This window comes from Pirellulales bacterium, assembly GCA_035499655.1.
In the GTDB taxonomy this organism is placed as follows: domain Bacteria; phylum Planctomycetota; class Planctomycetia; order Pirellulales; family JADZDJ01; genus DATJYL01.
The window spans coordinates 1-24406 of the sequence record DATJYL010000116.1 but is presented as its reverse complement, the minus strand read 5'-3'; the positions used below and the strand labels follow the sequence as shown (position 1 = coordinate 24406).

General features: G+C 56.5%; 20 protein-coding genes and 1 riboswitch. Of the genes, 10 read left to right on the top strand and 10 right to left on the bottom strand.

Going from position 1 to position 24406, the window contains the following annotated elements:
- Nucleotides 1-123 precede the first annotated feature (123 nt).
- Complete coding sequence (rpsO, locus tag VMJ32_08475) at nt 124-393, bottom strand: 30S ribosomal protein S15 (protein ID HTQ39050.1); 270 nt, start codon at nt 391-393, stop codon at nt 124-126.
- Between the two features lie 319 nt (nt 394-712).
- Here rpsO and VMJ32_08470 point away from each other — a divergent pair, with 319 nt between their 5' ends.
- Complete coding sequence (locus VMJ32_08470; protein ID HTQ39049.1) at nt 713-2140, top strand: CARDB domain-containing protein; 1428 nt, start codon at nt 713-715, stop codon at nt 2138-2140.
- A gap of 160 nt (nt 2141-2300) precedes the next feature.
- Here VMJ32_08470 and VMJ32_08465 read toward each other — a convergent pair whose 3' ends face one another.
- A complete protein-coding gene (locus VMJ32_08465; protein HTQ39048.1) occupies nt 2301-3341 on the bottom strand; it encodes a DUF1559 domain-containing protein in 1041 nt (346 codons plus the stop codon).
- Between the two features lie 667 nt (nt 3342-4008).
- Nucleotides 4009-4088: riboswitch (cyclic di-GMP riboswitch) on the top strand.
- A 228-nt stretch (nt 4089-4316) separates the two neighbouring features.
- Between VMJ32_08465 and VMJ32_08460 the strand changes: the two genes are divergently transcribed.
- Nucleotides 4317-4496: a Flp family type IVb pilin gene (locus VMJ32_08460; GenBank protein HTQ39047.1), complete on the top strand. Its 180-nt coding sequence runs from the start codon at nt 4317-4319 to the stop codon at nt 4494-4496.
- Nucleotides 4497-4999: 503 nt separating this feature from the next.
- Here VMJ32_08460 and VMJ32_08455 read toward each other — a convergent pair.
- A complete protein-coding gene (locus VMJ32_08455) occupies nt 5000-6664 on the bottom strand; it encodes a phospholipid carrier-dependent glycosyltransferase (GenBank protein HTQ39046.1) in 1665 nt (554 codons plus the stop codon).
- 353 nt (nt 6665-7017) lie between these two features.
- Between VMJ32_08455 and VMJ32_08450 the strand changes: the two genes are divergently transcribed.
- Both VMJ32_08450 and VMJ32_08445 read left to right on the top strand, forming a co-directional pair.
- Entirely contained in the window at nt 7018-7182 is a 165-nt protein-coding gene (locus tag VMJ32_08450) for a hypothetical protein (GenBank protein HTQ39045.1), read from the top strand.
- A 299-nt stretch (nt 7183-7481) separates the two neighbouring features.
- Nucleotides 7482-7745 (top strand): BON domain-containing protein, encoded by a 264-nt coding sequence (locus VMJ32_08445; GenBank protein HTQ39044.1) that lies wholly within the window; start codon nt 7482-7484, stop codon nt 7743-7745.
- Nucleotides 7746-7928: 183 nt separating this feature from the next.
- Here VMJ32_08445 and VMJ32_08440 read toward each other — a convergent pair whose 3' ends face one another.
- From VMJ32_08440 to VMJ32_08425, 4 genes are all read right to left on the bottom strand, one after another.
- The gene (locus VMJ32_08440; protein ID HTQ39043.1) at nt 7929-8696 is read right to left on the bottom strand and encodes a hypothetical protein; all 768 of its coding nucleotides are present in this window, start codon (nt 8694-8696) and stop codon (nt 7929-7931) included.
- A gap of 132 nt (nt 8697-8828) precedes the next feature.
- Entirely contained in the window at nt 8829-10208 is a 1380-nt protein-coding gene (locus VMJ32_08435; GenBank protein ID HTQ39042.1) for a secretin N-terminal domain-containing protein, read from the bottom strand.
- Complete coding sequence (locus VMJ32_08430; protein ID HTQ39041.1) at nt 10205-11884, bottom strand: protein kinase; 1680 nt, start codon at nt 11882-11884, stop codon at nt 10205-10207. Before VMJ32_08430 ends, VMJ32_08435 begins: the two co-directional genes overlap by 4 nt.
- 70 nt (nt 11885-11954) lie before the next feature.
- Nucleotides 11955-12563 (bottom strand): RNA polymerase sigma factor, encoded by a 609-nt coding sequence (locus VMJ32_08425; protein ID HTQ39040.1) that lies wholly within the window; start codon nt 12561-12563, stop codon nt 11955-11957.
- A gap of 142 nt (nt 12564-12705) precedes the next feature.
- On the opposite strand from VMJ32_08425, the gene VMJ32_08420 reads away from it, so the two are divergent.
- Nucleotides 12706-13029 carry a YbjQ family protein gene (locus tag VMJ32_08420; protein HTQ39039.1) on the top strand — a complete coding sequence of 108 codons (324 nt, stop codon included), beginning with the start codon at nt 12706-12708 and terminating at the stop codon, nt 13027-13029.
- 9 nt (nt 13030-13038) lie between these two features.
- Here VMJ32_08420 and VMJ32_08415 read toward each other — a convergent pair whose 3' ends face one another.
- The 3 genes from VMJ32_08415 to VMJ32_08405 all read right to left on the bottom strand — a co-directional run bounded on the left by VMJ32_08415 (nt 13039) and on the right by VMJ32_08405 (nt 16309).
- On the bottom strand, nt 13039-13506 hold the full coding sequence (locus VMJ32_08415) for a hypothetical protein (protein HTQ39038.1): 468 nt from the start codon (nt 13504-13506) through the stop codon (nt 13039-13041).
- Nucleotides 13507-13732: 226 nt separating this feature from the next.
- Nucleotides 13733-15805, bottom strand: coding sequence for an excinuclease ABC subunit UvrB (uvrB, locus tag VMJ32_08410; GenBank protein ID HTQ39037.1), 2073 nt, complete (start codon nt 15803-15805; stop codon nt 13733-13735).
- A gap of 36 nt (nt 15806-15841) precedes the next feature.
- The gene (locus VMJ32_08405; GenBank protein ID HTQ39036.1) at nt 15842-16309 is read right to left on the bottom strand and encodes a helix-hairpin-helix domain-containing protein; all 468 of its coding nucleotides are present in this window, start codon (nt 16307-16309) and stop codon (nt 15842-15844) included.
- Nucleotides 16310-16454: 145 nt separating this feature from the next.
- On the opposite strand from VMJ32_08405, the gene nadC reads away from it, so the two are divergent.
- From nadC to VMJ32_08380, 5 genes are all read left to right on the top strand, one after another.
- A complete protein-coding gene (gene nadC / locus VMJ32_08400) occupies nt 16455-17414 on the top strand; it encodes a carboxylating nicotinate-nucleotide diphosphorylase (protein HTQ39035.1) in 960 nt (319 codons plus the stop codon).
- A gap of 185 nt (nt 17415-17599) precedes the next feature.
- Nucleotides 17600-19681 (top strand): SHD1 domain-containing protein, encoded by a 2082-nt coding sequence (locus VMJ32_08395; GenBank protein HTQ39034.1) that lies wholly within the window; start codon nt 17600-17602, stop codon nt 19679-19681.
- A 462-nt stretch (nt 19682-20143) separates the two neighbouring features.
- Nucleotides 20144-20299, top strand: coding sequence for a hypothetical protein (locus tag VMJ32_08390; GenBank protein HTQ39033.1), 156 nt, complete (start codon nt 20144-20146; stop codon nt 20297-20299).
- A gap of 580 nt (nt 20300-20879) precedes the next feature.
- On the top strand, nt 20880-22556 hold the full coding sequence (locus VMJ32_08385; protein HTQ39032.1) for a tetratricopeptide repeat protein: 1677 nt from the start codon (nt 20880-20882) through the stop codon (nt 22554-22556).
- Between the two features lie 775 nt (nt 22557-23331).
- Nucleotides 23332-24030, top strand: coding sequence for a PEP-CTERM sorting domain-containing protein (locus VMJ32_08380; GenBank protein HTQ39031.1), 699 nt, complete (start codon nt 23332-23334; stop codon nt 24028-24030).
- The last annotated feature ends 376 nt before the right edge of the window (nt 24031-24406 follow it).

The window sequence follows — 24406 nt, the reverse complement described above, 5'->3', positions numbered from 1 at the left end:
TTGGCCGTTCAACGAACCCCGGCGCGCAACATTGACGCGGCTTTACTGGCGCGAAGCAGACACCAGGCACTTTGGCGCTCGAACCCGAAGACTCAAACCCGAAGACACCGCCGCCGGCACTCGCTACTTGCGAATCTCCAGCCGCTTAATAATGTCCAGGTAGCGCTGCGGATCAACCGTTTTCAGGTAATCCAATAGTCGCCGTCGCCGACCTACCATCATCAACAAGCCGCGTCGGCTGGCGTAGTCTTTCGGATGCACTTTCAAGTGCTCCGTCAACTCTGCAATGCGTGTGGTCAACAGTGCGACCTGAATTTCCGGCGATCCCGTATCGTCCTTTTTGCGCCGGTAACTGCCGATTAGTTCCTGCTTCCGCTCTTTGGTAATGGCCATCTGTTTGAGGATGTACCTCCACCCTGTCCACCGTTATTTCCGGCAAGGCCAATAGATGCCGCCGTCAACGGGGCAGGTTTGCTAAAAATCCTAGCCTCAGTATTGCCAACAATTTAAGCCACCAATTTACCAGTTGGCTTGGAATTTGCAAGGGCGGCAACAAATGCGACGTTTTGGCCGCTTCCATGCCGGAAACAGCGGTCGTTTCTCGGCCAAAAAATCCTTTGTAACAAACGCTTTCCTTTCCCGCTTTACTGGGTAGAGGGCCGCAAATTACGCGACCTAAAAAACTCTCAAAACCAGAAAGCGAGCGTCGATCATGACAACCTGCAGCAAACACTTCCGAACAGCAATTGTGGCCGTTTCGACCGTAGCATTCACTCTGCCGCAGACCGTGTGGGCCGGCGGCCATGGCGGCGGCATGGGTGGTGGAATGAGCGGCGCCAGCTCTGGCAGTTTTCAAAATCACACCTTCCATCCCCCGACGATTAATTCTTCGAACCTCACCAGCCGAGTAAGCAACTCGAACATTTCGCCAATTCAAGGCGCACCGACGATCAGCAAAAATGCCGCGCCTGCCCTGGGCACGATTTCAAACCCGACCAGTTCCTCTTACAAAAACCTGACCACTGGCTTTGGCCCGACGATCGTTAGCAAAAATATGATGGACGAACCAGGTGATCCTGTTGCTGCAGGCACCGCCGAAGGTTCGCTTGTGGTGGCAGGGCTCGGGGTTGCGACCGGGGGCGGCGTTGTGGTGGTTGCTGGACTAGCCAACGCAGTCTCTAACGGTATCGATGCAATCGCCTCGTTACCTTCCCAAGCATCATCCAATGATCCAAATCAACTCACCAACGGTTCCGGCAGCCAGTATCAAGATGGTGGGCCGCTAGGAAATCCCGTCAAAGGCGCCGGCACGCCCTCTGGCAATCCGAACGCCGGTTCCGCGGCCGGAAGCGCGATGGCGGGCAGCAGCTCGTCGACCGGTTCCTCAGCTTCGACATCTAGCTCGCAAACTGTTCTGAACTCAAAAATCGACATCGGCAAAATACCGGCCGGCTACGGCGACAAAAGCACCGGCCTGGGCACCAAAAAAATCCCCTTGGCTGACCAAACTCAGACCAGAATTCCCCGCGACAAAATCCCTCTTTCCCAACAAAGTTCAGGCAACGCATCGTCTCCGGCGACGCCGACCAAGCCGAATCCGAGTTCCTCCGGCCCGCTGTTCGGCGGCGGCGCTGGCGATAGCTCGGGAACCGATGGAACAAGCAGTGATTCCACCACACCCGCGTCTGACACACCATCGACGTCCACGGCAGCGGCTCCCGATTCGTCAACCACACCGGCGACAACCTCCGGCATCGACTTGGTGCTGGAAGATGTCACCTTGGCCGCGCCGGCCACGTTGGTCGCCGGCCCCGCTTACACGGTGAAGTTCCGCAATCAAGGATCCGCCGATGCCGGCAAGTTCCAAGTGGGCATATTCGCCGGATTCCCAGGAAAGCTAACCGCCGACGCTCCCCGGGCCGCCGTTGAAGTTCCGTCCCTGGCCGCCGGCGAAGTGAAGCAAGTCACCCTGCGGCTGCCGCAAAAGGCGATGAAGCTGACCGGCACAGATGGCAAGCCCACTGCTTTCACCCGGTTGTTCATCGGCGTCGATCTGAACAACTCCGTGATCGAATCCGACAAATCCAACAACACGGCCGTGGTCGATCGGGCCGCCCTGGAAACCACCGCCGCCAACTAAACAGCAAATAACGTCAATGCCCCCTAAGCCCACGGGTCGCAGCCCGTGGGCTTTGAACCCCCTCAACTTTATCCACGCTCCACCGCGGTATTCGCTTGGCTCGTCGCCGACGAACACCGCGGTTTTTTTGCGCCGCACCCTCCACATCAATAAGCTGGGGCTATTGAATGACGCTGCCGTTCACGGTTTCCCCGCCGGCTCGGGTGCTAAGTGCCTGCCACGTGGTGATGTCAATGCTGTCGGGCACGCTATGCACGGAACCGTCCATGTAAACCGCGTTCACCAGCCCGGTGTGATAACTGCGCGAAGTAATCGCCGCATACGTCGGCGCCGTCAGCGATTTGCCTTCCGCGGAATTCACATAATCGACGTCGTAAACAGCGCCATTGTAGGTGCAGGCAACATAAGTATTCGGCGTGAACGTGGTCGTAAACCCGGTCTGTTGACACTTGCCGTCGCCCCATTCGGTGTGTTCCTTGTTATCGGTAACGTTGGGTCCCATTTTGGCCGAGCCGCCGTATCCACAGATGTCGCTCGTTTGTGTTGGTAGAGTCGCTGTAACGGTCCCACCGGAATAATACGGGCTCCACATTTTCACTTCCGCCGCCAGCAGCGTTTTGCTTAAGCCGTCTGAAAAGTTGGCCGGCATCAGCCGACTGTTCGGGTAAAATGATCCTGGCGGTTTTGTCTGACCCGTGGGATCGTAAACCAGCCATGGTCCAAGATTAATGCCGTAGCTGGCAGGATAGGAATTTGGCGTGCCGTTGGTATTCATTTTCATCATGTCATTTAGATCCGACGGACAAATATACGCGGCAATGCGAATGCTCATGACCGGCGTGCCGTCGGGCATCGTCTGATCTTCCGTGCTGGTCGCCGTGTAATTTCCGTACAATGGACCTTCTTCCATATATGGCAACATCCGTGCAAATGCCGAAATATCATCCGCCGAATTTCCCACCACACCACTCCAATTCATCGACGGCGGATACACCTTCTTCGCCAATTGATAATTGGCCACAGCCAGTCCGCATTGTTTCAGATTGTTTTTGCACTGCGTTCGTCGGGCCGCTTCCCGAGCCGCCTGCACCGCTGGCAGTAAGATAGAAATCAAAATGCCAATGATGGCAATCACCACTAATAGTTCCACTAACGTGAATCCGATCCGAGAGCCTCCTCGGCCATTATTTTGACAGTTCATCGCATATCTCCGATTTACGTGCTTTCCAATGAGTCCGGCCTGTTCGCATTAGGCTGGCAGGCCGAACAACTATTCATAATTGAGATTGGGTCTCAATTGCAATAAGCAAAAACATACCAGGGATACGACTACTGTCAACCCCTACCGCAGAAAGACCATGCTCCTGAATGCTCCCAGACCCTAGGGCACTTTCTCCCTCTCTGCATGGGAATCTAGAGCTAGAGATTGTCTCACGATCATGTAGCGGCCCCGGCGCGCCGGGGTCCCCAGCCGCTGAGGATCCCGGCGCGCCGGGACCACTACTTCCACTACACATTCGTGGGATGCGCTCTAGCCGTCTGCGAATAGCGAAGCCGAAGCCTCGTGAAAGCTCTCTGCACTTGTTAGCTGAAGTCCTAATACCGCCCGCCCAGCAACGCCTTAGGTAGTTGGCGAATCCTTTCACCAAAAGCAACTTTTTGAACACGCTCTTACATTTGACATCGTGTAAATTTGGCATAAGTTTTTAATGCACAGGCGGAGAAGGCCCGTAACGTAAACTTCTCCGGCGTGTGACACGGCTTTCCGGCCGTGGAAAAACGTCGCTTCCGACGCCGGGCGCATTTCCCAATCACCTGCCCGGCACACCGGCGGCGACGAACCGTCCGGCCTGCAGCTCCTTGAGCATCCTCGAAAAAGGTAAACCGGTCGTAAGGCCGGGGCACAAAGCGATGGGTCCCGTTCACACGGGATCGCCAAGCTACCGAAGGGATGTTGCACGCAATCTGCCCCCGCGGGCAATCAGCGCACAACTCTCAGATCGAGGCAAGGCGCCATGGTTGTCCGTCATCCCAGGGTTATTGTCTAAGCACACTTGCAGGCCAGCCGCCGGTCCAATTCGGCCGGTGTCGTTGCCTAGGCAAAATCCGTATTGACTCATGCCGGTTCGTCAGGCTTGAAAATCGCGGAGAGCCCAACACCGGCCTGGAGGGGCAAATGAAGTGCTTTGAAAAGGTTCGCCGTTTTTTAGTTCGTGAAGATGGTCCCACCGCGGTGGAATACGCCGTAATGCTGGCTCTGATTGTCGTGGTTTGCTTGGGCGCGATCGGTACGATTGGCACCAATGCCAACAACACATTTACCACCATCGCCAATTCCCTGTCCAGTGGTAGTTAAGCGCGAAAGCGCCCCGCCTGCGGTTTAGCATGCTAACGGCCGGCGTTTAGCTGCGCCGCGCGTGCCGCCTGCCGGATCGTTTAATCCCGCGCCGACAGGCGAGCGTGCCCTGCTCGGTTGTTTAGCCGCGACGTGCCCGGACCACAAACCGCCACGCTCCCGCACCGCAGAAAGCCGCGACCGTCGGTCGCGCCCGGCCAAAAACCACGCCCTCCCGCCACCACCGCGTACAGCCTTCTGCATTCTGCCTTCTGCTTTCTGCACGACTTTTGTCCATTTGCCGCGCGCCGCCGCAACCCAGGCTGCCCCTTCCACTTGCCACCAAATTCCGTCCGGCATTCACACCATGAATGGAACAAAACTCGCCGACTTTTGCAGCCAAAATCGATTTCCCGTGTTTTCGCGACAAAACTCCCCGCCGCCGCTCGGCAATTCTCGAGCGAACCCCATTGGTTTTGTCACTTTTGTCTCACGGCCCAATCTGGCCTGTGAATCACCCCCGCTTAATGAGATGTTGTTTTCAAATGCCAGACCTCAATGGTCGGTCCGCACCGGCCGGAACCAAATCCGTCGATTTTGGTGGCCATTTCGCCATTCTGGGCCAGCGCCGCCCGAAAGGCCGCGTAATTTTCCACCGATTTGGGAAACCAGCGCACGTTTTCCGGCGTGGCGGCCAGGCCGTCGTCAAAGTAGGAATTCAGCACGACGTAGCTGACCAGGTTGGCGCGAAGCTGACGTACCAGGTCGGCATAATACAAGGGCTGCCGTTCAGGGCTGGGCCCCACGTCGGCAGGCACGTCGTATTGCCGCATTCCAACACGGGTCAAGCTGGCGAATTGAAACGGCAGATCGCTGTAGTCACCCAAAAAAAACGGAGATACAAACACTTTGTTTCCCCCCAGCACATGGTCTGACATCCACTCGCGCCACAACGACACCGAGGAAGGCCCGCGCATGCTGGCCACGTACGTCAATGACTTCCATGCCGGGAAAGCCGCCAAGCAAATCGTCAAAATGCACGCACATGCAATAGTCGTGCGACGCAACGGCAGGAGAATATAACGCTGGCAAAACCATCCGGTAAGCACCGCGAATACCGGCATCATGGGCAACAAGAACCGTAAAAACTTCACTCTTCCGGGACCCGATATCAAGGCCACAAACAAGACGGCATAAATTGCCAGTCCGAAAACTTTCCAACCGCCGCGCAACGCCAGCGCGGCCAGCACAGCAACCGCTAACACCACCGCCGACACAGGACCTAATTCATAAGCCAGCGAAGTCGCCAGCCACGGTTGCTCCGGCGTCACCGTCGGCGACCACAAATAATCGCAGTAGCCCAGCTGTACCCGGCCGATTTGGCCGGATTGTTGAATGATCATTTCCAAATGAAAACGTTGTGCATATTCAGACCAGCAAGAAAAAAACCAGGGCGTGGTGATCCAGAACGCCGCCACGCCGATGGCTACACCGGAGGCGACATATACGAAGCTCATTCCTAATCCAGTTTGCTTGCCCGCTGCAATCCAAATGACGATCGGCAGCCAAGCCGCGGCATATAGGCCGCTGAATTTGGTTCCCACAGCCAAACCCACAAACGTGCCGGCTAACAAAATGTTACCCCATTTCAGCCTCGGTTGAATCAATCGCCAGAATGCGGCGGTCATCCAAAACGCAAGCATGGTGTCCGGCCCGGCCGTTCTGCAAAGCGCAATGTTCAGGGTTGAGCAGGCAAGCCAACCCAGCGCAATGATCGCCGCGCATGGGCCGGCCAATCGCCAGGCCATTAAACCTGTCAGCACGATCGTTCCTAAGTCCAAAGACATACTCCACAATCGCGCGCACAAGTTTTCCGCGTACGCCGTCTTCAACCCACCAATGCAATCAGTGAGCGCCAACAAATAGGTGTACCCTCCTGGATATTGAAAATCTTGAGGTCGATAATCGCCCGTGCTCACCATCCGATTTGCTTCACCCACAAATTTGCCGGCATCGACGTCGGGCGCCAGGGGAAGATCGAAATCGATCCACACCAATCGTATGGCAACCGCGAATAACACCAAACTCCCAGCGGCGATCAACCACTGTTTCGACGACAATCCATTTGCTTGATCCGGCAATAGAGGCGCGGAGTTTCGGTGGTCCGCCTCATCGATAGATGTTGCCATAAATGACTAGCTGTTGCTTGCCAAGAATCTTCGTTCTCACTCCCATGGATTTTACTCCATCTTACTACAAACGCACTTCGTCGTTGAACGCTCGATAGCGTGGCAGTTCTGGCCTTGGCGTCGGTATCATCGGCCGTGGCCCAGATCCACAACCGCACGCACAACAAGCGACGTTCAACAGTCGTAGCTCGGCACACGCCGAGGTCGGTCATGTATGCCCTTGCTCACTCATATCAACCAAATGTTAGAAATGTGATGAACCGATTCCTTATAACAACGCCGCGCCCCCTTGCGATCGCTGGCAGAATAATCAAAAAAGTGCTCGGTAACCGGCATCTTAACCTAGCTTAACAATGCGCGATTTTACCGATTTTTCTGCACGCCAACCGGGCAAATCATTGCTTGTTTTTCAGGCAATTTCCAGCCTGCAAATAGCCGCCAAGGTAAAACCACCTTGGATAAAAAACTTATCTGCCGAGTTCTTTCGGCGAGTAATCAATTGCTGCTACGGCACTTAGTTCCATCCACAAAAAATGCACGACGTGCCTTGGAACTGATGCAGTGCAATTGGCACGGACATTGCAAACACTAGCAACACATCAAAGCAAATGAACAATCGTCTAACGATAAACGTTAGCGAAATAAGAAAGGAGAACGGTCCGAGAAGCCAGCGGTTGCGAGGACAAGGCGGGAATTTCTTACAGGCTAAGTAGTGGACTGAATCAGTAGTTTTGTAGAGCGGTTGGGGTTCCGGCGCATTGTTTAGCCTGTCAGTTGAAGTGCCTCACGTGCCTTAACGGTCCAAGGACGAATTCCCATGCCCGACTCGCAAGCTATGCCGCAAACTGACCGCGAGTTAGAACTTCGCGTCATTCGCTTTTTGGAAGCTAAGCACGTTCCAGCTCTGCGTTATTTGGAAGTTAAAGCTGAGGCCGGTGTGGTAACGCTGACTGGACGGGTTTACACCTTTTACGAAAAACAATTATGTAATCAATGTTGTCGCCGCGTCACGGGTGTGCGGCAGTTGATTAATGAAGTAGATGTCATTGGAACCATGCCTGGGGCTGCCGTTGTTGCCTAACGCTCCTCCCTCACTCCCCCGAGGGCGGCCCCAGGCCTCTTATTTCTGTTGCGGTGATTGAAGGACGTGCGGCCTGTTTAGAACCTCCGGAAGCAAGGTTCAGCAGGCGACGTCCCATTCACCGCGACAAATGCGACATGTCCATTTCTGCGTCGCAACGCCCAGCGGTGCATGACTCGTTGATCAAATCCCGCGTTTGGGCAGTGGCGATGGCAATTCTTCAACGGCCGGTCTCATGGTGCTGGGCTGAGCAATGGTTTCGGCCATGATTTTCTGCACCGCATCGGCTGCGGGCATTCTGGCGATATCGACCGCCCAGCCCATGCGTATTGCCGTTGCAGGTGTTGGCGCGGTTGCTGAAGCCGCGACGACGGAAGCACGCTCTGCGGTTGCCGGCTGCGAATTGGATTGCTGGGCCACGTAATTGGCCAGCAGCGTGTGCATTTGTTGAAAATCGGGCAGTCTGGTGATGACGCGGTTTTTTTCGTCGCGGTTGGCTGCATCAAAATGGTGCAAGACGGTGACAAGGCGATCGACGGTTTGCGAATCTGCCGAGGCAAGCTGTTCGGGCGACAGCGCTTCGTCGGGCGCCACGGCCAAGTAGCGTTGCCAACTCTCGGCGGTTTGGAATTGTTCCAGCGATTGGTTCAATCTAGTCGCAGCCTGCATCAACTGTTGACGCGTGGGATGGTCGTATGAATAGCCGCTGGGGCTGCTATATGTTTCCTCCGTGCCCGCGCAAGCGGGCCGGCAGTCGCAGCACCTGCAGCAGCCCGGCCAATCAACGGTCAGATTGACAAACGGCGCACAGACATGCACCTGATGGCCATTCCATTGGACGCGGACAAAAGGCGCCACCACAAATCCCGGACCCACGGCCACTTGAGCTGGGGCCGGTGTCGGCAACATGGCCACCCATACCGCCGCGGCGAGAACGGAGAATCGTGACATGCCACACCTCCTTGCCAATTGCACAGGCTCGATTTCCTTTCAAAGGCCGATCGCGCCTTTTGCGAAACAGGAATTGCCTGTTCCCAATCCAATTCTACCAATCAAGCAAGGAGTGGAAAACGGCTCGCCGATTTATTTTGCATCATCGGCGGGAGCCGAATCGGCCGAAGCAGGCTCGGTCGGCGCTGGGCGAGTAATGGTAATGGTCCCCGGCGTTTTCGTTTCGATTTGCACCGGTACGCTGCCGGAGCCGTTTTCCAACGTGAGGCTGGGCGAGGTAAAGATCGTCACCGGCTGCAAACTGGGCGTGGCCGCGGCGGAAGAAGTTAATTCTTTGAGACGACCCTTGATAATGTTGTCGCGGTTTGCAGCGCGGTCGTTGATTTCCTTTTCCAGTTTATCGAGACGCTGGCGCAGTTGTTGGAGCTCGTCCGATTCGCGTTTTTGCTGGTCGTCGAATTGCGAATCAAGCAGTTTCTTGAGTGTGTCCTGATCGCGTTCCAGGGCCGCCTTGCGCTGCGGCGTGGGATCGGTATCTTCTTCCTCGCCACGAATCATGCGGGCCGTCGCTTCAATGCGATTGAGAACCTCGGTTGCCCGACGGGCGTCTTCGTTAGCCCGTTGAGCTTCTTCATTGGCCCGTTTCATTGCTTCCGCCGCGCGCTGCAGCGTTGCCAGATCGTCTCCTTTCATGACAGCTTTTAGCTGCGATAGGTTATCCATCAACTGCTTGAATTGCCGCGTTTGCTCGGCGGCCTGTTGCGCTTGGTCAAACCGCCCGTTATTGATGAATGTGGCAGCGGCGTCGGTCGCGCCTTCCGGCGGTGCGAATTGCCACACTCCACCGCCGGTTCCACCGGCAGAGCCGCCGCCTCCAAAAAAGCCGTCGCCAATGCCGCCGCCACCGCCAGTGCCCGATTTCATCTGGGGGTTTTCGCTTTGCGATCCGGCACTGGCGCTGGATACCGCTGCCTTCCCATGCGCGGACTTGTTTGAGACCGTTCCAGACTGAGCTTGGGGGGCATCGAGTTGTTGGATCACCTTTTCGACTTTGGCCAAAACTTCGGGGGTGCCTTGAACAATAAGTGTATTCGTACGCGCGTCGGGGACAAGCGTTAACCCAGCGAACAGCGTTGCCAATTCAGGCACAATCGCCGAGGCATCTGCGTTCGAAAGTTTGAACAACCTAAGTTCTTGTTTTTCTCCCTCAGGCGTTACCATGCCATTTGATCGTACTGTGATCGGAATTGAGTCTGGCGTTCCTGACACGATGACGCCCGTAATTGCGTCGGGCGATCCTGGCGTCGTCACCGAAGTGGCAGCGGGTGCGCCAGGCGTAACGATTGCCGTCGCATGGGGAGCACGCCGCCCCTGAGAAGCACCAGCGGCTGACGGAGGCGGAGGTACCGCTGGAGTGCTGGGCGCCTCAGCTTGACCGTACAGAAAAGCCGCACACATCAGCCCGTACATGAACACCGCCAACATAGCCACGGAAGAAAGTGTACATTTCATGGTTTTCGCTCCTGTCGAGTTTTTTCAGGTGTGGGTGGGTGATCTTCCAGACGGCTTTCCAACCGGCTGATATCGGATTGCAATTGATTTAATTCGCTGGCGATACCGTCATCGTTCCAGATTGCCGAGGGCGTGACGAATATCGGCCTGAAAGGACCGGCGCTGCCTGGCTGACGATTGATTGGTTCGTCGGCGTATTCCGGCACAGTGGCCGCCGAACCGGGAGTATTCGCGACAGAACTTGGCGCCGCTGGCGAAACAGCTGTTTCTGTGCTCGGCCACCAACGGATGGCAATGGCGGTGACGAACGCAACCGCCGCGCATGTAGCAGTTGCAACGGAGACCGCTCGTATGCGGTCGGACAGAAGAAAAGAAGCGGCGCGCCGCAGATGGAACGCGTAGTGCCCGGCGGCGCGCCGCGTGGGGGTTCTTTTAGATTGCTCAATTAAATTAATCACCGCCGCCGGCAGCGGCACAACATCGGGCTGCCGCAAATGGGCCAAGCATTGCTCCAGCAAGTGCGTGACTTCCTGGGCGGTTTGAAAACGCGCATCGGGATTTTTTTCGTGCAGTTGGCCAATCACGGCGACCAACCAGCTCGGAATTTCCGGATTGATTTCGCTAATCGATTGTGGCTGTGCATCGCAAATGCGCTGCAACGTGCCATAACTGGTTTCGGCTCGAAACGGCAGTCGGCCCGTGCACATGGCGTACATCACGCTCCCCAGGCTGAATAAATCGCTGCGCGAATCGACCAGCTCGCCTCGGGCTTGCTCAGGCGACATAAACTGCGGCGTGCCGGCAATGATGCCAGTTCGTGTCAGGCTGGCGTCATCGGCGGCGCGGGCCAGACCGAAGTCGGTGATTTTCAAGCGCTCCACGCCATCTTCCAACATGATGTTGGCGGGTTTAATGTCACGATGCACCAATCCTTGGGCGTGGGCGGCGGACAAGCCGGCGGCAATTTGCACCGCCACACGCAAAATTTCGGATGTGCCCAGCGGGCCATGGGCATCGAGCCGTTTTTGCAGCGACGAGCCGCGCAAATACGGCATCACAAAGTAGGGTAGAGGTCCCGAATCGGCCACGCCATGAATTGCCACCACATTTTCGTGCACGACGGAAGCCGCCGCCCGGGCTTCACGGGCAAAGCGTTGGCGCGCGGCGCCGCTGGTGGCCAATTGAGGAGCCAATACTTTAATAGCCACGTACCGGTTGAGCGCCGGATCAAGTGCCTTCAGCACCACGCCCATTCCGCCGCGGCCGACGACCCCGGCAATTTCATAACCGCCTAAGCGGCCCAGCATGCGTGGATCATCGGTAGGAGCGAGGTGGGATAGCACGCTGTCGACAGCCTCACGCTGAGCGTCCTCGACCGCTTCGGAATCGGTGCTGTGTAAGTCAGCACGGTTGTGGCCCACTTCGCCGGAGGACAGCGATCCAGAATGCGCGCGGTGCAATTGCGCGCCGTGCAGCGGTAAGGCCGGATCGGAGCTAAGAAATGTGCGGATCCGTTGCCAGTCGTCGGGCTGGCCCGCACTTAATTCCAGCGCTGCCCGGCAGGCAGGGCAAACTTCCAAATGCGCCTCAAAAGCCGATCGCTCCTCATCGCTAAGCGAATCGTTCAGGCAGCCTTCGATGTGCCGCGGATCGCAAGTGGGCTGGAGATTGTTCATGAGGAAATTGCATTGTCACTATTACAACACACACAGCATCAGTAAGAATCTAACAGCACTTGGAACGTTTTTATGACGGCAGCTCGGATTCTCCGTCATCAAATTCGCACACCTTTTCTTTCAGCCGTCGCATAATCCGGCTACGGGCTGCATAAACGGCACCGGAAGAAAGTCCGAGCCGCTGGACGGCGTCTTCGATGGTCGCATTTTCGACCGCTGTAAGCCAGAAGGCGTTCCAGGTGACGGATCGGAATTCGTGGCGGATACGGTTGGCGGCCCAGCGGAAAACCTCACGCCGTAGCTCCAGGCGGATGAGATCAGAATCGGGCATGCGGGCCGAATGCTCATTTAAATTTGACATGACGGTGGAACCACCGACTGCTCGATCAGGCGCAGCCCGTGTCAGAGCATTGATAATTTGATTTTGGGCCACGCGATGCAGCCAAGTGCGAAATTTGGCCCGCGCCGGGTCAGTTTGCCAGCGGTCGATGGCTTTGGCGATGGCCGACAGTACTTGCTGCGACAAATCTTCCGCGTCGGCATGTTGCAGGCCTTTACGCAGCGCCAGCCGGTAAATCACGGGTGTGTAAATGCTTGCAAACTCTTGCCAGGCCGCTTGATCAGAGCGGTCGCTCAGCCGGATTAGCAGGCTGGGTCGCGTTTCCGGCGATGGACTCATAGGCGTGTGGGGTGGGAAGGAATCTTCCTATAAGATACACACTGGAGCGGTCAAAATCTGACACGGCTGCTCTAAAAAAACTTAAGTTAGTTTGGGGAAATCAGTTGGCCAGACGTTTCCGCATCTATTCCAGGAGGTGTTTATGGTGGTTACGACAGGCAATGAAGTCGAGGGATATAAGGTCGCGTCTTACATCGGGCTGGTACGGGGAATTGTGGTGCGGTCGCCCAACATCGCTCAGGGTTTGATGGGCGGACTGAAGGCGATTGTCGGCGGCAACATTGAATCGTATGCCACCGTGTGCGAGCATGCCCGAGAAGAAGCTTACGAGCGGATGGAGCAGCACGCGGCCGAGCGCGGGGCCGATGCCGTGATTGCGGTGCGTTACGACGCCACGGAATTTATGCAGGGCGCTACCGAAGTGCTGTGCTACGGCACGGCGGTCAAGCTAACACGCACGGCATGAGAAGCGGCTTTAATATCCGCTGGAGACGCCGGGAATGATCCACACGGCGGCGGGGCGCGCCGGGCCGATCCAGGTGTTTGGATTGTAGCCGTTGCCAATCCAGGTGGGCGACAGCGGGCCGGCAAAGGGATCAATGCCGGACGTCGGCCGGAGATTGGAAACGCCGTACCACTGCTGGGCCGCAATGCGAGCGCGGCGCTGATTCGCTTCGAACTCGGCGGCCGCGCGAACCGCGTTTCTCGGGTCGTCATAGCGGCGCATGGCTTGCTCGTAAAACCACATCTCGGGCGTGGCGGAAATCTCGCCTGGTGAGACTACGGGAGTGCTGGTGGTCGCGGAGACCGGCATGGCGGTTCCCGAGCGAACGTGAATAGTCGGCGGAGCATCGCCAGCCCGCCCTGGACTGGGCATCAATGCGGCGAACAAAATCGCCCGAAACGCAAGCGTATTCAGCAACCACGACAAAGCATTCCGCATTGGCAGTAACTCCGGCAATCTCGAGAAATCGAAGCGTCCAGTCCGAAACGAAACAGTCCGCTGGTAAACTGTAGCGCGCAAGCCTAATTTTCGATTCGGATGGTGCGGCCTCTGAAGATTAGCGCGGTTGTCGCAGCGGCGAGGTTCGACAGAACCCGGGTCCGATGGTGCCGATGCGGCAAACTTTGCAGGCGACTTCGTGACGGCTGGCGAAATTGTCACATGATTACCCGAGTTTTTTGGGCCTGGGAACACGGCCCCCGTGCCGGCGACGTTTGCCGCGGCCTTTTCCGTTGTCGTCGGCATGGAAATCGACTTCGCCCACTTTTTTGCCTAGCGAATCGCGCATTTTGGTGATGCGATCGCGGATTACGCCGGCGCGTTCGAATTCCAGTGCTTCGGCGGCGGCGTACATTTCGGCTTCTAACTCGGCGAGGTATTCCTCGGTGATGTATTGCGCTTCGTCGGTGCGGCCCACGGCGGCATTGGCCCGGGCATGGGCGGCAGCTTCCGCCTCGATACCATCGCGGATCGCTTTTTGAATGCTGACCGGCGTGATGCCATGTTCGCGGTTATACTCCTGCTGCATGGCGCGGCGGCGATTGGTTTCTTCAATGGCGGCTTGCATCGAATCGGTGACCGAGTCGCCATACAAGATCACGGTGGCATCAACATTGCGCGCTGCACGCCCGATGGTCTGCAACAGCGAAGTTTCGCTGCGCAGAAAACCCTCTTTGTCGGCATCTAAAATCGCCACGAGCGACACTTCAGGCAAGTCCAACCCTTCGCGCAGCAAATTGACGCCGACCAGGGCTTCGAATCGGCCGGTGCGCAAATCACGCAACAGCTCGACGCGTTCAAACGCATCCAGCTCGCTATGCAGCCATTTACACTTCACGCCCTGTTCGGCCAAATAGAACGATAAATCTTCGGCCAGGCGCTTCGTCAGCGTGGTCACCAACGTGCGCTGGCCAACCGCGGCCCGTTTTTTAATCTCCTCCAACAAATGCGGCACCTGGCCGCGGGCCGGATGGATTTCGATCACCGGATCCAACAAGCCCGTGGGACGGATGACTTGCTCGATGAACTCGCCGCCGGTCTGCTGCAATTCGTAAGGACCGGGCGTGGCGGAAACGTAAATCACTTGATTGATTTTCTTTTCCCATTCGTCGAACTTCAGCGGCCGGTTGTCGAGCGCGCTGGGCAAGCGAAAGCCGTGTTCCACCAGCGTGCTTTTACGGCTATAATCGCCGGCGTACATGGCCCGCACTTGCGGCACGGTAACGTGCGATTCGTCCACAAACAGCAAAAAATCGTCCGGGAAAAAATTGTAGAGCGTGTCGGGAGTGCTCCCCGGCGGACGGCCGGACAGCGGGCGGCTGTAATTTTCAATGCCCGGGCAGTAGCCCATCTCTTGCATCATTTCGATGTCGAAGCGGGTGCGGGCGGCCAGTCGTTGCGCTTCCAGCAGCTTGTTGTGATTTTTGAATTCTTCCAGTCGCTGCTCCAATTCCTGTTTGATGCTTTCGACCGCGGCGTGAATGCGGTCTTCGGGCATGACGAAGTGCTTGGCCGGATAAATATAGACGGTCTCGAGCCGGTCGATGGTCTCGCCGCTGGTGGGATTGATGATCGACAGTTTTTCGATTTCGTCCCCCCAAAACTCGATGCGGTAGGCGAATTCTTCGTACGCCGGCCAAAGCTCCACGCAATCGCCGCGAACCCGAAACTTGGTGCGGGCGAATTCAATATCGTTGCGTTCGTAATGGATGTCGACCAGTTTGCGCAGCACATGGTCGCGATCGGTTTGCTCGCCGACACGCAGGCCGACCATCATGCTGCGGTAATCTTCCGGCGAGCCCAAGCCGTAAATGCACGACACGCTGGCCACGATAATCACGTCGCGGCGGCTGACCAGCGAGCTGGTGGTGGCCAAGCGCAAACGGTCGATTTCCTGATTGATGGACGCGTCTTTTTCAATGTAGATGTCGCGCTGCGGAATATAGGCTTCGGGCTGATAATAATCGTAATAACTGACAAAATAATGGACGGCGTTGCGGGGAAAGAACTCTTTGAATTCGGAATAAAGCTGTGCGGCCAGCGTTTTATTGTGCGACAGCACCAACGTGGGGCGTTGCACGTTCTGGATGACGTTGGCCATCGTGAACGTTTTACCCGAGCCCGTCACGCCCAGGAGAACTTGCTGTTTACGGCCCGTGCGCAGTCCTTCCGTAAGCGCGGCAATGGCCTGCGGCTGATCGCCGGCAGGTTGAAACGGGCTGGTTATCTGAAATTGCACGCTGATATCCTCGCAAAGTTCGCCGAATCTTCAATTCTAGGGCGATTGGGAGGACTTGGCCACGGCGCGATTTTCCTGCGGCGGCGGCGGTTCTTGTGGCTGAGCTTCAGCCGCCGCTTTCGATGGGCCCAAAGGCAGCACGTATGCTTTAAGTCTTTCCAGCGTTTTCGGCCCAATGCCGCGGACGTGACGCAGATCGTCGACCGATTGGAACGGACCATGCTGCTGGCGATATTCCACAATTCGCTCGGCCAGCGTTTGGCCGATCTCGGGAATGGTAATCAGCTCCGGCCAATCGGCCGTGTTCACGTCCACCTTAAACTCCGCGGTCGCCTGGTTGGCGTGCTCGATTTCGATCAGCCGGCCGCGCAAGCCCCCTTGAGCAACCCAATACCAAGCCAAAGCCACCAGAGCGAAAAAACAAAACGCGGCGGTCACCGCTTGATCGGCGCGGCGTAAGAACGATTGTGAGGTTGCCGATTGGGGCGGTTGCTCGTCAGACATGGCTCTGGGGATCGAAGCAGGTGGTTCTTTCGCCGTGACGCAAATCTGATTATGCTGCGCTATGACAACGTAGTGTATCTGGCCGCTTGTACAGATTTTGAATTTCGACCGACTGATCCCGGCGCGCCGGGATCGAGCTCTGAAAATGCCCACAGACTTTCATCAAATCGAATGGGATGCTCTCGTGGCCGACGAGTGCCGGAGGATCATTCGCGCGGCAGTGATGGAAGATTTAGATCGTGGGCAAGATTGGACCACCGTCAGCCTGGTTCCGATGGAAGCCACCGCCCGGGCGGCGCTGGTGGCGCGGCAAGCAGGGGTGATCGCCGGTTTGCCAGCCGTGCAATTGGTGTTGGACGAGATGGATCGCCGGCTGCAGTTCACTCCTGCCACGCTCGCCGGCAAGTCGATCGCCGATGGTCAGGCAATCCAGTCAGGCGCCACGCTGGCCGCCATCGCCGGCCCGGCTCGAAGTTTGCTTACGGCCGAGCGATTAATTCTCAATTTTGTGGGTCGATTATCCGGCATTGCCACGCTAACCAAGCAGTTTGTCGATGCGGTGGCCGGCACACAGGCCCGCATTTACGACACGCGCAAAACCACGCCCGGTTGGCGGCGGCTGGAAAAGTACGCCGTGCGGCAAGGGGGCGGACACAATCACCGCACAGGTTTGTTCGATGCGGTGCTGATCAAAGATAATCACCTGGCATTAGGCGGGGCGAGGGTGGGATTAAAACAATTCAATCCGGCGGCGGCCGTGCGGCAGGCGCGGCAGTTTATCGATGAAAATTTTCCGGCCGATGATCCGCGCCGGCTGATGATTGTGGAAGTGGAAGTCGATTCGCTCGTTCAATTGGAGCAAGTGTTGCCGGAGCGGCCGGATATTGTGCTGCTAGACAATATGAGCGTGGACGATTTGCGGCAGTCCGTGGTGCTACGCAACCGTTTGGCTGCGGAAGTCGAATTAGAAGCTTCCGGCGGCGTGACACTGGCCACGGTAAGGGCCATCGCACAAACCGGTGTCGAGCGGATCAGCGCCGGCGCCCTGACCCACTCGGCTACTTCGCTGGACGTGGGCTTGGATTGGCTGGCAGAGCCGGACTAATCGTCGAACTCATTTTGTGCGGTTCCGGCTTTCTGAATGAACCTGGTAGACCCCCGGAAAAAATGGCATTATGATAACCGTCATCGTGGAATTTCAGGCTGACTGGCCTCTGTGGGGTGGCGAATTCCAGGTCTTCGTGTGTTGCGGTTTTCATCGCCGAGAGTCTTTTTGGATGGAGATGCTTTATGAGCGCGATCGGTAACACCCAGCGAATTTACACATGGTGGTTGGCGGTGGTTTTGTTCGCTTGCGGCATAGCATTTGGATGGGTAGCCAGAGCAGACGACGTGGCCAGCGATCCGGATAATCCGTTTGCCACCAGCGAAGAAAAAGCCGCCGCTGCCCCTTTTCGAACGTGGAACGATAATAGCGGTAAATTCCATATTGAAGCCAAGCTGTTGCGCTTGGAAGATGGACAGGTGGTTCTGCACCGCCGTGACGACAAGGAAATTTCTGTGCCGCTGGATAAATTGTGCGATGCGGATCAAAAATATGTTGCCAAATTCACCGCCAGCAATTCCGCACCCACCGCTGAGAAACCGGCCGCGGGCGGCGTCGACGCCGCCCCAGTCCCTGATACAACCCGACCCAAACTTACTGCCACCGACTTTACGGCAGCCAGGCCGCTTGATTTGACCGGCTCAGCGGAGTGGAAATACCTACCCGACTTGGCATTGGCCGGCGACAAACTGCCTGCATCGCGAGTGCCGTTGAAGCCGGTCGATTTTTTCGATCGGCTGCAATCGATTCTCCTATTGCCCAAGGAGAAAAAAGCCTTCGTCATTTTTTATAACGATTTCAAAACTCATGTCAGCCAGGTGCAGGCCTGCAACTTGGTAAGCGGCCAACTGGATACCGCCGCTGTGTTTGCCCGCGACGAAACGCCCATCGACATTTCGCCCGATGGCGCTTTGGTGCTGGCACGGGTGGAACGGGCCGGGAGCGACGACAATAAGCTGTCGGAATTGCGTCTTTACGGCCGCGACGGCAACAAAGTGAAACCGATTCAAGGGTGGAAGCCGTTCATTGCGCCCACTTCGCCGGAGCATGAGGTGGACACGGAAATTTCCTGGGCAGCGTTTTCCGACGCGCACCACGTGCTCACACTGAGCAGCTTTGGCCAGTTGGTTTATTGGGAAGTGCCGAATGTGCGGCCGGTGTGGTCGACCACTGTGGCGTTTGGCACGCAGCCCACATTTAGCGCCGGCCGCAAGTATTTGGCGCTGCTGACCAAAACCGAATCTGCCGGGAATTTTAGCGCGGGACATCCGCTGGGCCGGCAATTGCCGATGACGCGATCGACCTCCGGTATATCGATTCTGAATGTGGCCGATGGAACGGAAGCGGGGCATCTAAGTATTGACGAAGAGCCGGGCCCGCGGGCAGCAGTGGCCCTGTCCGACGACGGCGCGCGATTGGCGCTTTGGCAAATGGGCAGAATTCGTGTATGGGACATGCAGAGCCACGACATGGTGCGCGATTTTGGCTTTTCGCAACAATTGCCCCTTCCATTTCCTCAGACGTTGGTTTGGACAACTGACAATCATCTGTTGCTGAACAACAGTATTTTGGTCGACGTGGAACGCCGCATTCCGATTTGGTCTTACGATCATATGCAGGAAGCTACCGCCGTGCGCGACGGCAAAGTTTGGTATCTGGAAGACGGGGCCAAAGGAAGCATGGTCCTGGCATGCGCCACGGTTCCCAACAAAAATGTGTTGGATTCGGTCGCCGGGTATAAGCCCGAAGATTTGTTGGTATTTCACCCGGGAATGGAAGTTTCCATCGATTTGCAGATCAACGGCGATGCGGACGAAATGGACGGCATTCGCAATACCATTGAGGAACGGTTGATGAAAAACGGCATGAAAGTTACCGCCGACAGCAAAGTAAAACTGCTGGGAACCGTTGAACCCGGCAAAACGGTGACCGTCCGATACCATTCGTGGGGAATGCCTCCTTTTTCGGCGCAAGAACATGAGGTGAACACCGAGGTCTTGACGCTGAGCCTGCAAATCAACGGCGAATCGGTCTGGAAGTACGAGTCCACGACAAGTCCTCCTTCTTTCTTGCGATTGCAGGAAGGGGAAACGATCGACCAGGCTTTGGAACGCGTGATGAAGCAGCAGGAAGATAATTTACCCAAGCGCTGGAGTAGCATTTGGATACCTACCTATCTGGCCCGCATTCCCGGCAGTTTGCTGGAAGGCGAAAAGCCACAACTGCCACAGCCTAAGGCGAAGCCCAGCCGAGAGCGCACGACTTAGAAAATAGCGATTTGCAAGGATCGCGAGCGTTTCAATGGTAAGAAGCGCACGGCAAGCGCCACGGGTTGTGCGGATGCGCTAACCTGTAGACTGCGCGTTTTCTTTTCGCAACATTGTTTGCAGTTTGTGGCAGCGGCGGTTTCCAATGCGAAACAAAATCGGCGTGCCGCCAGCTTGATCGTGGGAAAGACAAGTGAACCCTATTGAATCGCTTGCGCTTTCTCGCAAGTTCTCCTGCCGCGGCCTCGGTTCATTTGACCCAGGTCGCTCGGAAAGTATGGTTTTAATGTCTCATGTACCTTGGGGAGGGGTACTGGGCGTTGGCGCGGCGGGGCAAGCTGGGAGCGTGAGGGGACCCTGCCGCGCCGTTTTTTGCGCTGTGCAAACCGCTCATTCTCGACTCGCCGTTTTTCCAAATGCTGGCGTTTGCTCCACGAGCAGCAAGCTGAACTCACCTAGGCCGTGCCATCTAGCCGGTTGCTAGCAGCGCTGGAACGCTTGTCCGAAACCATTTCGCTGCAAGAACCCAAATTCGAAAAACAAACCCAAACAGGAAATGCGGCGCCTTGGGAATTGATGTTGGAAGTTTTTACGGATGATTCCTGGGAATGGGGTTAGGTCGACCTTTTTGATTACCGATATTAGACGAGTCTGGCTAACTTGCGCAGTACCGTGAACGATTCCCCAAACCGCCAATCCCAAAAAGGCTGTTGTGCTATCACCCACAGCCAGGGCGGCAGTCGTTTTGGGCTTCGCTGATTCAATCATGATGGACTGGCAACAATCGCCGGATGACGTACCGACCGCCAGCCGGCGGAGCCGGAGAGAATTCTGTTCCCGCCGTCGCCAGCGGCGCGACAGCCGATGGAGGAACCAACTCGGTTGAAGTCATGGCTAAAACGTCAAAGCTTCATTGGACCCATGTGCTCGCGGCCATTCGCAACAACTCGCGCATGCAACGTCATGTAAGCGAGGATGGGGAAAGTTCCCCAATCGCGCCCAGTGCCTCTCAAATTCCGGCACAGACTTCCCCAGCGCCTGCCGCGCCGTTGCCGCCGGAGTCGCCGAATTGGAGCTTCAATGGTTTAGTCCCGCCCCTTGGCAGTCATCCTGCCCAGCACAGCGCGATTTCGTCAGGGCAAAATGCGATCTACACAAATGCGACGGACGCAAATTCCGTTGCAAAGGGAACGCAGCCATGAAACAACCCAAGCTCAAGAAAGGTGGCTCCAGAATTTCTTCCGAGCTGCCTGCGCGGGATGGAGCAAGGCCGCCCTGGACTTTGGCATTTTGTGTGTTGTGTTGTGCCCTCTCAGGTGCCGGCTGGCTGGACACGAACCAGGCTGTTAAAAGTAAAAATAATGCAGCGAATGACGCTCCTGCGACGCAGGAAGATCGCAAGACAGTCCCGGCCCAAAATATCGATTCGCAGCGTGATGATGCCCAACTTGCAAAGGCGGCCTCGTGCTGGCAACGGGGAGACGTGGCCGGATGCAATAAACTTCTCGGCCTATTGCTGGAGCGAAATGGTAACAACCGTCGGGCGCGGCTGTTGCTAGTCGACGTCGACTTGTTCTCCGGACGCACGGAGCAGGCTGCTGCGGAGTTGCAAACCCTGGTGGCAGCCGATCCGAAAGACGCAGTCGCGCAGCATGCGTTGGCCCAGGTGTTGGACGCCTGCGGACGCCATCAGGAGTCACTGGAGCATTACAAAATTGCCTGCCAGTTGGATCCACAGAACGACGAGTATGCATTCAGTTACCAACGGTCCGCCGGCTTAGTGAGTTTGCCGGATCGCCTCTCCACCTTCGCCACAATCTCCGGCAATAGGCCCAGCAAATCGACCGACGTCAGCAGTCCTCCTTCGACCACCGCGGTTGGGGGCGCTGTGAAATTGGCATCGGCCACTTCGCCCATTCCCGAAGCGGCACAAACCACCGATCATCCTGGCGATGCCCATCTGCAATGCGGCGAATTGCCAACCGCAAATTTGCAAAGTGAGACTTCGCGCCCCGAGGTCCAAAATGAAACTCTGAATCCAGGTAATTCGATCACCTGCGATCGCCAAGGCAACCATTCGCAGGCGGCCGTCGGTGTTTCCGTAACGGATCTCGCTGCTGCCCAGCAGGCCGCCTGGCGTTTGAGCGACGATTCGACGTCACAAAATCGCCCACAAACATTTGCCCCCCCGGCCAAGGTTCACGATTGGCTTGGGCGGCTCGATTTTGGCGGGCCCACCGGCGAAGAGCCAACCGCGACACATTCAGCGCTGAATTCGGCGACGAAAGCACCGTCGAAGGAAATCACGCCTTCGGCCGAGAAAACGCCAGCGCTGGTGAAAATGTCGCCGTTGGAATCGCTGCCATCGTTGGAGAAGCCCCCATCGTTGGAATCGCTGCCATCGTTGGAGAAGCCGCCATCGCTGGAGAAGCCCCCCTCCGTGTCGCGGTCCGAGGCGTGGGGCACTGCTGCTACCCCATCATCGGGAGCCGCCGAGAAGCCGGTTTCTGCCGCCGTGCAAACGACATTACTGGCAGAATCGTCGGGCAGCCAAAAAATTCTGCGGGATCCGCTCCAGCGGGCTGAGGCAGCGCTCGATCGTGGCGATACGGAGACGGCCATCGATCTCGCCAGCGACGGACTCTTGCAAACGCCTGGGCAAGCCGCTGCGTTATACCGGTTGCTGGGAACAGCCCATTACCGGCGTGGTGAATATCAGGCCGCACAAGCGGCTTTGACGCAAGCCATCAATTTGGACAAGTCGGATGCTACGTCTTGCTTCTTAATGGGTTCGACTTTGGATAAGCTTTCTCAGCACCAGGCGGCCATGCACTACTTTTCCGAAGCAGCTCGCCTTGACGCCCACGCGAAATAAAGCCTTTGCAGGTCCTCCCTCAGCCATGGGTGGGGGCTATTTCCGGCATGCAATTCTGCAGCCTTTGCTTCACGGGGATTTTATTTTCGCACAAAACCGGTGGCCGTCGCATAAGACCTTCCTGCGAAAATTGTATGTAACATACGCCAAATCAATGTCTTATGTTGTTTTTCCAATCTTGCGGTCCACCCATATAAACCCTGTGACCCGCCAAGCCTAACTATTTTCTGCATTTAGCTTGACTGGCAAACACGGTGTAATTAGGATGGCCTGTGAGGCACAGGAACATATTCTGCCCGACGGAAACGGGTAGGATTTTTAACGAGAAGAAGGCCGTCGAGGAACGCTCTGTATGTTCAGTTTGCGCGGAAGTTCTTTTTCCAGCGCGACCCAACAGAACCCTTAATTGCGACTTGGCTGGTGTTGGCATTGCGCGCACTTGCTTTGCCAGTTCGGCTTATAAGAGCCCCAGTTCAGGCGCAACGTGGGTCCAGTATCACCTGTTGTTTCGTCGCGGAAAACTTGAACCCAGCATCAATCTGGCGTGCAAGAGCGGAGATCTAAGAGAAGAGATCTGACGACGAATTACGGGTCCTGCTTGCAGGGCAGCCCGCGCAGTGGCAACAAGCGATAGTGTTGCCGAAAGGAACAGAGAATCATGTTATGCGCGCATTGGAATTCTTCTAGGACCAACCGACTAATTGCGTGGGGAACTGCAGTCCTGTTCGTTTTGCTGACGGCTCGCATATCTTGTGCGACTACCTGCAGTTACAGTTTGGGAATTTCCGAAGACTTGTCTTCGCTGGAGTTGGGCGGCCCTTCAGGCCTGCATACCACGGCCGCGGAATGGGTGTATTTGCGCAAACACCCATTTTTGGAGATCACGAACGATCCCACGTCGGATGGCAACCTTACCAGTCTCACCATTCAGTTGAATAATCTCACCCAGAATTTAAAAAACATTACGTCGCCTTCGACTGGAATCGACGCACTGCCGACAAGCTCGCCGCCCTCGATAACATCGTCGACCGCGACGGTCGCCAGTTCGTCGACAGGTTCCGAGGTCACATTGAATTTCGCCAATTTGGCCCCGGGCGCATCGGTCATCTTTCGCCTCGAATTAGACCCCGCCACCGCAGCGGATAATCCGTTTGCCGATTACCGCCAAATATTTTTCACCATTGGCGGCACGGATACCAGCCAAAACGCCGAAAGCTCGGCTACATTCAGCACTCTCAACGGCAATGTCACGGCCGGCCCCAAAGTTTGGGATAACCTGCCGTCGGCCTTGGCTAGTCAAACCTCCTTCGGTATTGCCTTTTCCTGCTTGAACTCGCCCGATACGGTGATTACCGTTCCTGCCATCACCGATAGCAATGCTCCTGTGCCGGAGCCGAGTTCGTTTGTCTTAACGGGCTTTGCAGCCCTGGGATTGTTGATCGCCCGAAAGAAATTCTCTCGTCCTGGTCTCTAATCAAGGAGAATTCGTCGACTGTGCCTGTGAGCCTGCAAATGTCTTAAGCATCTTGGTTCCAATCAAGGAGAGCTCTCGTTGACCTTGCCTCCAACTTTGTGCCACTCTTTTCGTATCTTGCATTATACCTGTGAATCTCCTGTGCATCGTTACGTCAATGGACTGACGTAACGCCCTGCGTGTTTGATTGATCGCTAGACAGAAGTTACTCCGTCCGGCCGATGGGAATCCGTCGGGCGCTAAGCCATCGTTGCTAGTGCCACTGCGGAGTCTGTCTGCCGAGTTGTAGACCTCTGCTGGGTCGGGCTCCTCAAATTTTCTGGCGTTTCTTAGAATCGCCTTCCGCGGCAAAAACGCATCCGCGGCAAAGACGCCA